Raw genomic sequence first — 13,744 nt, 5'->3', positions numbered from 1 at the left:
GATGCGTATTGATAAGTTTATTGAATTTTTATTAACTTTCAGGTAATTTTCATAGTCGATCAGATAATTATACTGACGTTATTTTCACTGTAGTACTTTGATTAAATAAGGAAGGGCTTATGAGCATGCAAGACGTCATTAAACGCATTGAAGAACGTTATCCGCATCAACCTGAATTTATTCAGGCAGTTAAAGAGGTAGCGAGCACTATTGACGTTGTTTATGATCGTGATCCGAACTATGCGAAATATAAAGTTTTTGAACGCCTGACCGAGCCTGACCGTATTATTAGCTTTCGAATAAATTGGGAAGATGATAACGGCAATGTACAAATCAACCGAGGCTGGCGCGTTCAATTTAATAATGCTCTAGGCCCTTACAAAGGCGGTATCCGCTTCCACCCGACCGTTAACGAATCAGTGTTAAAATTTTTAGGTTTTGAACAAATCTTCAAAAATGCGCTAACCGGTCTACCGATGGGCGGAGCCAAAGGCGGTTCTGACTTTGACCCTCACGGTAAATCAGACAATGAGATACGCCGTTTCTGTTATGCCTTTATCCGTGAATTACACCACTATATCGGTAAAGATATGGATGTGCCGGCAGGTGATATTGGTGTCAGCGGTAAAGAAGTTAGCTATATGTTTGCCATGTACAAAAACTTAAGCCATGAATATACCGGTGTATTGACCGGTAAAGGCGTTGGCTTTGGTGGTAGTTTATGCCGCTTAGAAGCCACAGGTTATGGTGCTGTGTACTTCTTACAAAACATGCTTAATGCACGTAACGATAAGATTGTCGATAAAACAGTTCTTGTCTCTGGTGCCGGTAACGTTGCCGTTCATGCAGCCGAAAAAGCCTTTAACTTAGGCGCCAAAGTCATCACTTTGTCTGATTCAAAAGGTACTTTGTATGATGCTGACGGCTTTAACCAAGAGAAAATTGAATGGGTTAAACAGCAAAAGAGCAACCGAAAACCTCTACAAGAATATGTTGAGATATTTGGCGGTGAATGGCTAGCTGGTCAAAAACCATGGCAATTTGATGGTGATACTGCTATCCCTTGTGCCACCCAAAATGAAGTAACAGAAGCCGATGCCAAGAATATGTATGAGCATGGCATCCGTTACGTGGTAGAGGGCGCAAACATGCCATTAGATGCTGCTGCCATCGACTATGTACGTGAGAAAAAGATGCATTACGCCCCTGGTAAAGCGGCAAATGCTGGCGGGGTTGCCGTATCTGGTTTAGAGATGTCTCAAAACTCAGTACGTCAGTACCGTCCTTTCCATGAAGTGGACGAGCAGCTGCAAATTATTATGAAAAATATCCATGATGAATCGGCTGCTGCCGCTGAAGAATATGGGTTTAGTTGTGATGACTGCATTGACTATATGTCAGGTGCTAATATCGCAGGATATAAGCGAGTGGCAAATGCGTTGATCGCCTATGGCATATTGAACTAATACCTATTCTATAAATTAGGGTGTTCATATTGTAAAGTATTTGAAAATTGAAAGTGAGTGTTTAATCGCTCACTTTTTTATGTATACTTCTTTATAACTTTATGACCTAGTCGCTTTAGGAGTGCAGAGTTTTTCAATAGTAAAAAATCATTCAGTCGTTCTATTATAACCCGCCTAGATTCTTACCAATGATTAATAGTCGTAGAGGGATATTAATAGCCTCTATAACCACTCCCCTAGGGATCACCCCTACGTCCGCTTGATTAGGCAGTCTTTCATTATTTAACGATCGAATGTTCGCTGTAATACCGTCATCCAATTTATAACGACTTTGAGCAGTTGCTAATGGCTGGTACATACCGCCTTCTAAATGTATTTGGCATTCGTACTCTAAAGGTGATTTCGACTGAATCGTTGAAATATTTTGCACGTTCGTATCATTGTTAAAGCATAGCGACCTAAAATCTGAGTGTGCCATTGTTTTAAAATCATCAGATGATGGTGTAAATTTGACATTGAAGGTTATTCTGACGCTATTGTCAGGGTATTTATCAACAAAAATAGGTTGTTTTAATTGTACGTTATGAGAGTCTAATGTCATTAACCGCTCAAGTTCCTCGTCACCTGATGAAATTAAGTAAGAATAATTATCTCCCATTAGCACCATGCCCTTTTGCCGTATACCTTGATATATTGGATATCCAAAATTACGAATAACATCTGTTGTCACATCATCATAACTAGTATCGATATTTGCAATATTATTTTTAATTACAGATACACAACTACTCATAAATAGAGTTGATATGGTAATCATCATTATAAGTGTGGCTTTAAAACTTAGAGTATTTAAACAATCCGATTTATAGTTTGTGTTTAACATCATACTCCTTTGGTGCTAGTTGAGAATCACTGTCATACTATTATTGTGACATTATGACTAATATTTTATAAAGGCTAAGCATTTATATTTCGTCCATATTAGCGTATTGCGATCTTAATTTTTACTACTGGCTATTTTAAAACAATATTTGGAATGAAATTTGCATGCAATATTGATACTAAGGCAAAGAGCCTAAACGCAAATATCCTAAACAATGTTAGATTTTCCTTACTTTAAACGATATTATAATATTAATAATGAATAAGTAAGGATACAAAAGCTTTAGACTTTAAAGGAAGTTAATTATGTCTTCAAAAGCATCTTCAAAAAATAGTATTCAGTCTCAAAATCAGTCTACTTCACGTTCAGACTATTCTGATTCAGTTATCCCTGATAGCATCCCCGATTCAAACGGCGATTTCAGTGTAAACGATACAGATACATCTCATTCTGAAGGCCAGTCGCAAAGTCAGAATCAATCGCAAAGACAATCACAAGATCAGTCTCAAACCCAATCGCAGACTCAGTCGCATTATCCAACTGAATTTTTTAAGCGACCTAGCTATGATGAACTCAAAGTCAGTGACTTAGAGTATCGCGATGTCGCTAAGAAAGTAGGTGACTGGTTAGAAAGCTCTAATCTTGATGAGCTGACTCAGTATAATGACAAAGCGGCCGATATATTCTATAGAAAAGGCGTTACTTTTACAGTCTATAGCGATGCGCAAAATATTGAAAGGATGATACCTTTTGATATCATCCCAAGGATAATCAGTCTAAGTGAATGGCAAACGGTTGAAAAAGGCTGCAAACAGCGAATAAATGCGCTGAATATGTTCTTGGATGATATTTATCATGAGCAGCATATTATGAAAGCTGGCGTCGTACCAGACTCTTACGTTTATGCCAGTGGCTGCTATGAGCCGTGGATGATGAACATCAAATTAGACAAACCTATCTATTCGCATATCAGTGGTATCGACTTAATTCGTGATGAAGTTGGCAAATTCTGTGTGTTAGAAGACAATTTGCGTACACCATCTGGTGTGTCTTATATGCTTGAAAGTCGTAACATATCCAAAATGCTACTGCCAGAGCTATATCATAATGCTTCTGTTTTAAGCGTTGATGATTATCCGCAGCGTCTTAAAGCTTGTTTGGCAAGCTCTACAGATAAGTACGATCCCCAAATCGTTATTTTAACACCGGGCAGATTTAACAGTGCTTATTATGAGCATGCCTATTTAGCAAATGAGATGCACGTCCCCTTAGTTCACGGCTACGATTTAATCGTTGAAGATAGCAAGGTGTACATGCAAGGTATTCGCGGGAAAGTACAGGTTGATATTATTTATCGCCGTATTGATGATCCTTTTTTAGATCCCCTCGCCTTTAAGTCTGATTCGATACTAGGGGTTTCAGGATTAATGAGCGCCTACCGTGCAGGCAATGTAGTCATTGTCAATGCTCCAGGTACCGGTGTCGCAGATGACAAAGGGTTATATCCGTTTGTACCCGACATGATTAAGTTTTATCTCGATGAAGATCCGATTCTGCCTAATGTCACTACCTACCAATGTCGCAAGCCTGATGATCTCAAATATGTGTTGAGCAATCTTGACAAACTGGTGGTCAAAGAGACTCAAGGCTCTGGTGGGTATGGCATGCTCATTGGTCCGACGTCCACTAAGCAAGAGATTGAGGATTATCGTAAGCGTTTACTTGATAATCCAGCAGGATTTGTGGCGCAGCCGACTATTTCATTGTCAACCAACCCTACTACTGTAGCTGATGGGGTATCTCCACGTCACATTGACCTACGTCCCTTTATCTTAAGCCATGGCGATAATAGTGTAGACATTGTCCCAGGGGGTCTAACTCGGGTTGCAATGGTTGAAGGATCGCTGGTGGTTAACTCATCTCAAGGTGGCGGTGTAAAAGATACTTGGATTGTCGATGACTCTGTTAGCGTATCAAACAATAGCAGTCAGCAAAATGACACTAAAGATTTAATTATTGACTCGATTGCGGCACGTCATACCTATCGCAATGTGACCGCGTATCCTGTTGAAGTGGGTTATGAGAGTAATGATGATGCACCAATGATACTGCTACTGTCTACTGCCAATCATCTTGTTTGGTTAGGTAGATATAGTGAACGATTGCACTATTACGATGCGGTAATGAATAAACTTATTAAAAATGAGCTAAACGATGCCGATATCAATAAACTTGTCGATCATCTAGGCTTTAATGCTGATAGTTCGCAAAACGATTATTACAACGCACAGTCAGCCATACTAGGTGTTTTGCAAGATTTAGAAAGCGTAAAAATACCAAGTGTTATCGAGGCGATTGAAGCCAATGTACAAGAAGCAAAAGGTGTGCTTGGTAAAGATACCGCTGAGTTATACAACTTAATTAAACGTCTATCCAGTGCTGGAACGTACCGTGCGGCAACCCTTCAGCTTAAGGCGTGTAACGCTGCTATGAAGCAAGAGCATCCTACGGTCACCTGCTTTTGGCAACTGGGTCGCTACTTTGAAGAGTTAGAACGTATGGTGTTATTAGGCGAAGAGGTTACTAATATCTGTATCCACTTTAAAGAGTGTGTGAACAACTTACCGCAAAATACACGATGGAGAGAGCTGATTCGATTGACCAATCAATTAATGCAGTCACAAGCATATGATGAATACAGTCAATTAAGTCAAGAGTTCAACTCTTTACTACAGCAAGGTGTATAGACTATGAAACTCAATATTAATCATCAAACGAATTATTATTATGCAGAGCTTGCTCAGCGTAGTGTGCAATATATAAGAATGTCGCCGATGCATTTACCTCATCAAACGGTGCATGAATGGACGGTAATGTTACCGAAACTTGCCACCTCTTTAAAGGATGGCTTTGGCAATACTTGGTTCACATTAAGTCGTAATGAGTTGCATGATAATTTACAGATGCAAGCATCTGGCGTCGTTGAAATTGATACGTCAACTCAAAGCATACAAGATACTGGAGAGATTCCTTATTTACTGTTCACCGTTCAAACACCGCTCACTTTTTGCTCACCAGAAATGCGTGAATTCGCTTCACCTTATTTGACTTCACCGAATCATGACAGTCTTATAGAACTTGCAAAAGCGCTCATTTCTCAAATGCCTTACACGCCTAATGTAACGCATGTCGGTACGACTGCTAAAGAAAGTTTTGAGATAGGTGCGGGTGTTTGTCAGGATCATACTCATGTGTTTTTAGGTTGTTTAAGAGATTTTCTTATTCCAGCGCGCTATGTGTCTGGTTATATTTATGATCCTGATCAAAATCATATGTCAAGTCACGCTTGGGCTGAAGCGTACCTAGATGGATATTGGTATACCTTTGATATCTCAAACCAATTATTTACCCCTAGTAATCATGTTTATGTGGCCATAGGGCGTGACTATCTTGATGCAGCCCCCGTTCGCGGTGTCCGTATCGGTGGTGGTTATGAAAATCTGTATAGTCAAGTCATGGTTAATCGCATAAATTAAAAGTGATAGCTATCACTTAACTCTAGAACGACTGAACATACAATAACTAACAAATATTGGCTATTAAATTATATAAATTTGATTAAAATGCGCTTTAGTTTATATGCTTTAGCGAACCTTAGAGTACACTTAAAACCTAGCAGTTAGCCCCTTACCCCCTACTCTATTATTAGGATTTATATGACATATTGTGCTGCATTAAGAATAAAAGACGGTATGGTCTTCGCAAGTGACACTCGTACAAATGCCGGTGTTGACCATATCTCAACATTCCGTAAGTTATATACCTATGGTATCGACGGTGAAAGAAGTATTGTGATTCAAACTGCAGGTAGCCTTGCGACATCGCAAGCCGTTTTTACCAAACTGCAAAATGCAATTGATCAACGCCTTGATCAAAATTTACTGACAGTATTAACGCTGTTTGACGCCGCCGAGATGGTTGGCGAGTTAGTACGTGAGGTCATTGCCAAATCTCGCAGTGTTGCCAATGACAATCTTAGCTCCACATTTGATAGTACCTTCTTATTAGGGGGTCAGATTAAAGGACAAAAGTCAGAGTTGTATATGATTTACCCAGAAGGTAACTGTATTCGCGCGTCCGAAGATACCCCATTTTTTCAGTTAGGGGAAAGTAAATACGGCAAACCTATTTTAGATCGGTCGGTTAAGTTCGATATAGATTTACATCATGCTGCCCAAGCGCTTATGCTATCTTTTGATTCGACCATACGCTCAAACTTATCAGTGGGTATGCCCATTGATATGGTTATTTACAAAAATGACAATTTTAAGAAACCTGTTATTCGCCGTATATGTGAAAACGATGAGTATTATAGCGAGTTAAGCAAACTGTGGTCTGAAGCCTTATCTAGCACATTATTGAGTCTACCAGACTATCCTGAAGATTATTGGAAAGTTTAAAGTGTTTGATTGATCTATAATAATTTAAGTTCAATTGGTTATAATATATAAATGAGCCCTCTTAATCAAAAAGGGTTCATTTTTAGTTAGAAAATGATTTTATATACTCTTTAATTTTTAACTTATAATGTTTAGAAGTTTTTATTTGCTTAGGCTATTTATGTAACTTAGATTTCTTTGTCTAAAGATCTTTTTGGTTAACACGCCTCATCAACTCTTCTGCGCTCTCTACTCGTTCTGAGTATCTGTCTACCAAATACTCTGCATGATCTCGTGTTAGCAAGGTAAAGCGTACCAGCTCTTCTAGCACGTCTACCACACGCAAGTAATAGCCAGATGACTTCATACGCTTAATGGTATTGCCCTGAACGTCTACTTGATCTTCAAACTCTAAGAAGGCTTTTGGCACAGAAGATTGATTGGGTATGGTTAACATTCGCATCCAGCGTCCAAGAATACGCAGTTGATTAACGGTATTAAAAGATTGCGAACCGCCATTGACCTGCATCACCGCTAAGGTCTTACCTTGAGTGGGACGTACTGCCCCCACCGAGAGTGGAATCCAGTCAATTTGTGCTTTCATAATGCCGGTCATGGCACCGTGACGTTCAGGTGAGCACCAGACCATTCCCTCACACCACTGTACTAGTTCACGTAATTCTACAACTTTAGGATGGATCACCTCTTCACTATCAGGTAGCGGCAGTCCAGCCGGATTAAATATCTTAACTTCAGCCCCCATAGCAGTCAGAATACGGGCGCACTCCTCGATCAGTAACCGGCTATAGGAGACTTCACGCAGTGAGCCATACAATAAGACAAACTTTGGCTTGTGTGTAGAATGAGGCGCTTTAAAGTGGTCTATGCTTGGTATCTTGAACGCTTGTTCTTGAATATTTGGTAAATCTGATATTGGATTTGGGTTGTTATTCGACATAGTTTTGCTCGATATTGATTTAGATTTTCAACTTGGCATTGTAAGGTTAATAGCTTCTTTACTTAGGCTATTTTATCGTTTATATATCATAAAAATAGCTAGGCTTAGCTGATATCACTCAGCTTTGATAATGCAGCTTTTCGCTCACTAGCGGGTAAGTCTGCAACCTGCATTAACTTTTGAACCCTCTTCTCGATAATATCGATGGTATTAATGAAATTCTGCTCGGTCTGTGCCTCATTTGCAGTGTTCTTTGATGGATCGCTTAACCCCCAATGCAGCTTGGTCAATTCAGGCAATTGTCCTAACCATATTGGGCAACTCTCGCCAGCGGCGTTATCACAAACCGTCACTAACAGATCAGGCTCAAAGTCACCCATATACTCTGCATCCTCCCAAGAATTACTGGTTAAGTCATCTACCGAATAACCTGCCTGCTTGAGATATTTTAAAGTCAAAGGATGTACCTCACCCGCCGGCGCACTGCCTGCACTCTTGGCAATGAGTCTTTGTTGCCCCTCTTTATAACCATTTTGATTGGTTATCGCCTCAAATAAGGCACTGCGGCAACGGTTATGAGTACATATATATAGGATGTTTATTGGTAGTGTCATAAGATTTTGGCTTCGTGTTTGATTGAAGGTTGATGTTGCTTATTTAGATTAAGTTACTTTAATTTGCTTAGGCTATTTTTATTATTCGTGTGATAGTTAATAACGTTAATAACTACTCTATAATTTTAGTCTGCCTGCTTCAACTGACCACAGGTAGCCAAATCGCTAAAGCGACCAAAGTAGCTAGTAGTACCGGCGTGGTTAATATAATACCTACCTTAAAGTAATAGCCCCAAGTAATATTCACCTCTTTAGTTGCCAGTACGTGCAGCCATAGTAAGGTAGCCAATGATCCAATCGGCGTAATTTTAGGCCCTAAGTCAGAGCCAATCACATTGGCATAGACCATGGCTTGTTTGATCAGCTCCGGCTCAGCCATATTGGCTTGATTGATATCGGCGATCGCTAATGACTGCATCAAAACCGTCGGCATATTATTCATAATCGATGACAAGCCAGCCGACATAAAGCCAGTGCCAATGGTCGCAGTCCAAATACCTTGATGACCCAAAGCTTCAAGTCCTGAGGTCAGATACGTGGTTAGCCCTTCATTTTTAAGGCCATAAACCACCAGATACATACCCAGAGAGAATATAACCACTTGCCACGGCGCATCTTTGAGCACATTGGTGACAGACAGCTTCTTATTCATTATCGCGGTTACAATCAGCACCAGTGCCCCTACTCCAGCAATGGCACTAATAGGAATACCCATTGGCTCTAACACGAAGAAGCCCATCAGCAATGCCGCTAATACTACCCATCCCATATAGAAGGTAGTACTGTCTTTAATCGCTGTATGCGGCTGCGGCAGACTACCCACGTCATATGACTTTGGAATATCTTTACGATAAAAGAAATACAGGACAGCCAGTGAGCTAAGGACCGATACGATATTGACCGGTACCATTACTTGAGCATAACGATCAAAAGAGATATTAAAGAAATCAGCCGAAACAATGTTTACCAAATTGGAGACCACCAACGGCAAGCTTGCTGTATCAGCAATAAAACCCGCCGCCATAATAAAGGCCAGTGTCGTTGCTGCAGAGACACGCATCTTTAGCAGCATGGCTATTACAATAGGCGTTAAAATGAGCGCAGCGCCATCATTAGCAAATAATGCAGCCACCACGGCACCAAGCAGTACAATCAATGCAAACAGCTTTGCGGCACTACCACCACCCATACGTGCCACATGTAGTGCTACCCATTCAAAGAATCCAGCCTGATCAAGCAATAAGCTGATAATAATAATAGCAATAAAGGCAAAGGTCGCATTCCATACGATATCCCACACAACAGGGATATCACTGATTTGAATTACGCCTGCCAGCAGCGCTAGTAATGCGCCAAAGGTAGCGCTAACACCGATACCTAACCCGCGGGGCTGCCAGATAACCAATATGAGAGTAATGATAAAAATTAGCGCGGCAATAAGCATGGTAAACTCAACTTCAGGTTAGCGATTAACTATTGAATAAGTATTGACCATAATTAAAGGATAGACACTCTATCTACTCAGCGGTAGATAGCAGATATAGAGGCGGTGTGCTACCATTCTATTACAGTGATTGTGTGCATTTTATTGTACTATATTCGGATAAGCGAATACAGTTTAATATCATTATTCTTTAGCAAGCTGCTTTAACCGATAACAATAGCATCAAAATATAAGAGGTATATGACAATGCAGCCTGTTTTATTTTTTAAGGCCTTAGCAGACCCAACTCGGCTTAATCTGATTATGCAGTTAAAGCATCATGACTCTTTATGTGTTTGTGATTTAACGACTCAGTTGGAACAGCCACAGCCTACCATCTCACGTCATCTAAGCCATCTTAAAAAGGCAGGTCTGGTTCACTGTGAGCGCCGTGGAAATTGGATGTGGTATGGTATCAATCAAGATATGCCGAATTGGTGCCTTGATGTGATTAATAGTATAGAAAGTGATATTCCAATAGCCGCCGAAAAAAGCTGTTCATAAATACAGTGCATATAAGAATCACAAAAATAAATCATATGAACAAATATTTTCCTTCTTTATTACTAAAACCGAATAACAATAAGAACAGATAACTAACTACCCCATAACGTTTTAAACTGATAATTAAGAGGACAGCACCATGCTTAAACCTGCTTTGAATAACACTGTGTTGGCTTGTATTGATGGCTCAAATGTGACCGAATCTGTCTGTGACTACGCCGCTTGGTATGGTAGTGAATTGAACTTACCTATATCTTTGCTGCACGTGATTGATGTGCCTAAATCCAATCGTCATGACTTAAGCGGCGCCATTGGTATGGACAGTCGTAAGCATCTGATGCGCGAGCTTACGTTACTTGATGAGCAAACAGCACGCATCGCCAACAAGCATGGTGAAGCACTGGTAGAAGACGCCAAGGAACATATCCTAAAAACCAACAGCAACGTTCAAGTACAAATGCATCTACGCCGTAGTAAGTTACTGCCAGCGATTGAGCATTTTGTTAATGACACTCGGGTGATTATTTTAGGTCGCCGTGGTCAGGACCATCAGAATGATAGAGTCAATATTGGTAGTCAAATTGAAAGTGTTGTTCGTGCGGTGCATCGTCCGATTATGGTCTGCTCGGAGGCGTTTATAAAACCTGATTCATATATGTTAGCGTTCGATGGCAGTCCAACCGCTAAGAAAGCAGTTGATCTTATTTGCCAAAATGAAATCGCCAAAACCTTAAAAGGTCATATCGTTATGGTCGATCACAAAGAAACCGAGTACGAGACGGCCTTATATAAAGCACAGAAGAAAATGAATGATGCCGGTCTAGATGTCACAGCGCATACTATTAAGAGCAAAGCCGATGGTCATAACGATGTGGTATCGGCATTAACCGCATTTCGCCGAGAAAATGAAATTAGTTTATTCGTGATTGGCGCCTATGGTCATTCAAAATTACGCCATTTCTTTGTGGGTAGCACAACAACCAAGCTATTATCAAAAACCACAGCTCCAGTTATCCTATTAAGATAGAATCCTTTTAAGATCATTATTAAATAACATAACACTGTTGATTAAATAACATAAAAGCCCTGAACAATATATTCAGGGCTTTTATATATACTTACTATTACCTTTATTTCAGAATTATTTAAACAACGTATCTATTTGTTTCATCATTTTGTCATGCTTATTCTTCAAAATCTGCCTAGTTAAGAGTTTCTCCTTTAATTAGACTTCCTTTAGGAAAAGTGACCAATATGATAATTAATAAAAAAAATAATTCAATAAAACACTCCGCTCTTATAAGCGCACTTACCTTAACCTCAGCCCTATTACTAAGCGGCTGTAATGACGATGACTCGGATGGCTATCGTCCTTTACAAGACTCACCAGCGGATACAACCGTAAAACCCATTAATCTAACCATCGCTCATATTAACGACCATCATTCACATCTAGAGCCTGAGGGCAAACAAAGCTTTGTCATTGATGGATCTACTTATCGTGCTGACCGAGGTGGTTTTGCACGTATTAAAACGGTCTTCAATGAGTTAGAAGCAACCTACGGAAATGGAAACTTCTTAAAACTACATGCCGGTGATGCCATTACAGGCACTCGTTACTTTAGCTTTTATAAAGGCAATGCTGACGCTGACATGATGAATACCATCTGTTTTGATGCGTTTAGCCTTGGTAATCACGAGTTTGATGAAGGTGACGAGGGCTTAAAGACATTTATTGATAGATTAAACGGTACCGAAGGCAATACGACCAATTGTAATACACCAATTTTAGGGGCAAACGTTAAGCCCGCTCTTGGCACTCCATTAGCTGCGAGCCAAGCGGATGATTACATTAAGCCTTATGTTATTAAAACCACCAAAGAGGGTGTGCAAGTGGGTATTATCGGGATAGACATTGCCGGTAAAACTAAAAACTCTTCTCGTCCTTTAAGTACAACTGAGTTCCTTGATGAGAAAACAACCGCTCAGAACTATATTAATGAGCTGCAGAATAAAGGCGTTAAGCATATTGTTTTATTAACGCATTACACCTATGACAATGACAAGCAGTTAGCCACTGAACTCTCAGGCGTAGACGTTATCATTGGCGGTGACTCTCATACCTTGTTAGGTGATTTCACACGCTACGGCGCCTCTGCAGATGATAATTTTGGCGCACAGGGTGAGTATCCTACTGTGACGTCCAATAAGGACGGTGATACTGTCTGTATCGGTCAAGCATGGGAGTATACAAAAGCGGTTGGCTTAATGGATATCAGCTTTGACGATCAAGGTAAAGTACTTAACTGTCAGGGCTCAGCCATTATTCCTGTGGCGGAAACGTTTGAGAAATACAACGAGTCAACATCTGCGTTCGAGCCATTAGATGCCCAAAACAATCAAAGCTTACTACAGCGTTTATTAGACGGTAAGGTAGATTTCTTAAGCAAAGACCTTATCGTACCATTTAAGGAAAATGAGCAAGCCGCTAGTGTGTTAGCAACTTATACCAATGCTCTAGATGATAATTTATCCAAGAAAATCGGGCAGTCTAATCAAGCGCTATGTTTGGTGCGTGTTCCAGGCACTACACGCTCAGCAGACATTGCTGGATGTGAGGATACGGCTAACAGTGCTCGAGGCAGCGATATTGCGCAAGTCGTTGCAAAGGCATTCTTAGATGGTGCGTTACGTGCAGACTTCGCACTACAAAATGCAGGCGGCGTACGTACAACGATTCCGGCAGGCAACTTAACGTATAACGATGCTTATACCCTGCTGCCATTCGGTAATACACTGGTTAATCTTGATATCACCGGTCAACAAGTTATCGATACCTTAGAAGATGCAATTTCAAACCATTTAGAAATGGATGGCTCATCTGGCTCACATCCTTATGCCGATGGCTTGCGCTGGGACTTAGATTTAACCCAAGCTAAAGGCAATCGTGTTCGTAATGTTGAAGTGCGCGATCGTAAAACGGGTATGTGGTCTAATATTGATTTAAATAAAACCTATGTAATGGTCACCAATGACTACATTGCCGAAGGCCGCGACGGTTATACAACGCTAGGTCCTATCTTTGCCGATAAGAGCAAGGTTGAAGACACCAAGCTTTTATACACGCAGTCTTTTATTGATTATGTCAGCAAAGTGGGTACTATCGAACGTCCTCACCGTGATGAATATTCTCATAAAACAGTCATTACCGCTGATGGAAAAATGCTTAATCCTTAATAAAGGATGTTTTTAGTCGATTAATATTCTATATGTCTCGTCCTAAAATAGGTTGATGATTTAAAACAAGCCAGATACCCCGTGTATCTGGTTTTTTCTATGCAGAACACCCATAACTTTGATGAAACTCGAAAGGCGTTCTCATATTCAAACTCAAATG

Annotated in this window: 11 protein-coding genes; 7 read left to right on the top strand and 4 right to left on the bottom strand. The window is 40.3% G+C overall.

The genetic code is table 11. The features are described from left to right. The first annotated feature begins 119 nt into the window (after positions 1 to 119). Positions 120 to 1,466, top strand: coding sequence for an NADP-specific glutamate dehydrogenase (gdhA, locus tag AC2SLM_RS11030; protein ID WP_486553883.1), 1,347 nt, complete (start codon positions 120 to 122; stop codon positions 1,464 to 1,466). Positions 1,467 to 1,629: 163 nt separating this feature from the next. Here the strand turns inward: gdhA and AC2SLM_RS11025 are convergent, their stop codons facing one another. Next, positions 1,630 to 2,349, bottom strand: a complete 720-nt coding sequence (locus AC2SLM_RS11025) for a hypothetical protein (RefSeq protein WP_486553881.1) — start codon at positions 2,347 to 2,349, stop codon at positions 1,630 to 1,632. 305 nt (positions 2,350 to 2,654) lie between these two features. On the opposite strand from AC2SLM_RS11025, the gene AC2SLM_RS11020 reads away from it, so the two are divergent. From AC2SLM_RS11020 to AC2SLM_RS11010, 3 genes are all read left to right on the top strand, one after another. Beyond that, the gene (locus AC2SLM_RS11020) at positions 2,655 to 5,096 is read left to right on the top strand and encodes a circularly permuted type 2 ATP-grasp protein (RefSeq protein ID WP_486553879.1); all 2,442 of its coding nucleotides are present in this window, start codon (positions 2,655 to 2,657) and stop codon (positions 5,094 to 5,096) included. A 3-nt stretch (positions 5,097 to 5,099) separates the two neighbouring features. Further along, the gene (locus AC2SLM_RS11015; protein WP_486553877.1) at positions 5,100 to 5,885 is read left to right on the top strand and encodes a transglutaminase family protein; all 786 of its coding nucleotides are present in this window, start codon (positions 5,100 to 5,102) and stop codon (positions 5,883 to 5,885) included. A 180-nt stretch (positions 5,886 to 6,065) separates the two neighbouring features. Continuing rightward, positions 6,066 to 6,809: a proteasome-type protease gene (locus AC2SLM_RS11010; RefSeq protein ID WP_486553875.1), complete on the top strand. Its 744-nt coding sequence runs from the start codon at positions 6,066 to 6,068 to the stop codon at positions 6,807 to 6,809. Positions 6,810 to 6,990: 181 nt separating this feature from the next. Here AC2SLM_RS11010 and arsH read toward each other — a convergent pair whose 3' ends face one another. The 3 genes from arsH to AC2SLM_RS10995 all read right to left on the bottom strand — a co-directional run bounded on the left by arsH (position 6,991) and on the right by AC2SLM_RS10995 (position 9,804). Further along, the gene (arsH, locus tag AC2SLM_RS11005) at positions 6,991 to 7,746 is read right to left on the bottom strand and encodes an arsenical resistance protein ArsH (RefSeq protein WP_486553873.1); all 756 of its coding nucleotides are present in this window, start codon (positions 7,744 to 7,746) and stop codon (positions 6,991 to 6,993) included. Between the two features lie 104 nt (positions 7,747 to 7,850). Continuing rightward, a complete protein-coding gene (locus AC2SLM_RS11000; RefSeq protein WP_486553871.1) occupies positions 7,851 to 8,360 on the bottom strand; it encodes an arsenate reductase ArsC in 510 nt (169 codons plus the stop codon). Positions 8,361 to 8,499: 139 nt separating this feature from the next. Next, a complete protein-coding gene (locus AC2SLM_RS10995) occupies positions 8,500 to 9,804 on the bottom strand; it encodes an arsenic transporter (RefSeq protein ID WP_486553869.1) in 1,305 nt (434 codons plus the stop codon). A gap of 240 nt (positions 9,805 to 10,044) precedes the next feature. On the opposite strand from AC2SLM_RS10995, the gene AC2SLM_RS10990 reads away from it, so the two are divergent. From AC2SLM_RS10990 to AC2SLM_RS10980, 3 genes are all read left to right on the top strand, one after another. Next, entirely contained in the window at positions 10,045 to 10,347 is a 303-nt protein-coding gene (locus AC2SLM_RS10990) for an ArsR/SmtB family transcription factor (protein WP_486553868.1), read from the top strand. Positions 10,348 to 10,486: 139 nt separating this feature from the next. Beyond that, complete coding sequence (locus tag AC2SLM_RS10985; protein WP_486553866.1) at positions 10,487 to 11,374, top strand: universal stress protein; 888 nt, start codon at positions 10,487 to 10,489, stop codon at positions 11,372 to 11,374. A 227-nt stretch (positions 11,375 to 11,601) separates the two neighbouring features. Then, positions 11,602 to 13,584: a bifunctional metallophosphatase/5'-nucleotidase gene (locus tag AC2SLM_RS10980; RefSeq protein ID WP_486541175.1), complete on the top strand. Its 1,983-nt coding sequence runs from the start codon at positions 11,602 to 11,604 to the stop codon at positions 13,582 to 13,584. Positions 13,585 to 13,744 lie beyond the last annotated feature (160 nt).

The sequence above is a fragment of the Psychrobacter sp. CX16 genome (assembly GCF_057396245.1).
The sequence above is the reverse complement of the archived record's forward strand: the minus strand, read 5'-3'. Positions and strand labels throughout refer to the sequence as shown.

Excerpts from the sequence above, each read along its gene's own strand:
- AC2SLM_RS11020 (WP_486553879.1), top strand. The coding sequence starts at position 2,655 with ATGTCTTCAAAAGCATCTTCAAAAAATAGTATTCAGTCTCAAAATCAG.
- AC2SLM_RS11000 (WP_486553871.1), bottom strand. The coding sequence starts at position 8,360 with ATGACACTACCAATAAACATCCTATATATATGTACTCATAACCGTTGC.
- AC2SLM_RS11010 (WP_486553875.1), top strand. The coding sequence starts at position 6,066 with ATGACATATTGTGCTGCATTAAGAATAAAAGACGGTATGGTCTTCGCA.
- AC2SLM_RS10995 (WP_486553869.1), bottom strand. The coding sequence starts at position 9,804 with ATGCTTATTGCCGCGCTAATTTTTATCATTACTCTCATATTGGTTATC.
- AC2SLM_RS11015 (WP_486553877.1), top strand. The coding sequence starts at position 5,100 with ATGAAACTCAATATTAATCATCAAACGAATTATTATTATGCAGAGCTT.
- AC2SLM_RS10985 (WP_486553866.1), top strand. The coding sequence starts at position 10,487 with ATGCTTAAACCTGCTTTGAATAACACTGTGTTGGCTTGTATTGATGGC.
- AC2SLM_RS10980 (WP_486541175.1), top strand. The coding sequence starts at position 11,602 with ATGATAATTAATAAAAAAAATAATTCAATAAAACACTCCGCTCTTATA.
- gdhA (WP_486553883.1), top strand. The coding sequence starts at position 120 with ATGAGCATGCAAGACGTCATTAAACGCATTGAAGAACGTTATCCGCAT.
- AC2SLM_RS10990 (WP_486553868.1), top strand. The coding sequence starts at position 10,045 with ATGACAATGCAGCCTGTTTTATTTTTTAAGGCCTTAGCAGACCCAACT.
- AC2SLM_RS11025 (WP_486553881.1), bottom strand. The coding sequence starts at position 2,349 with ATGTTAAACACAAACTATAAATCGGATTGTTTAAATACTCTAAGTTTT.
- arsH (WP_486553873.1), bottom strand. The coding sequence starts at position 7,746 with ATGTCGAATAACAACCCAAATCCAATATCAGATTTACCAAATATTCAA.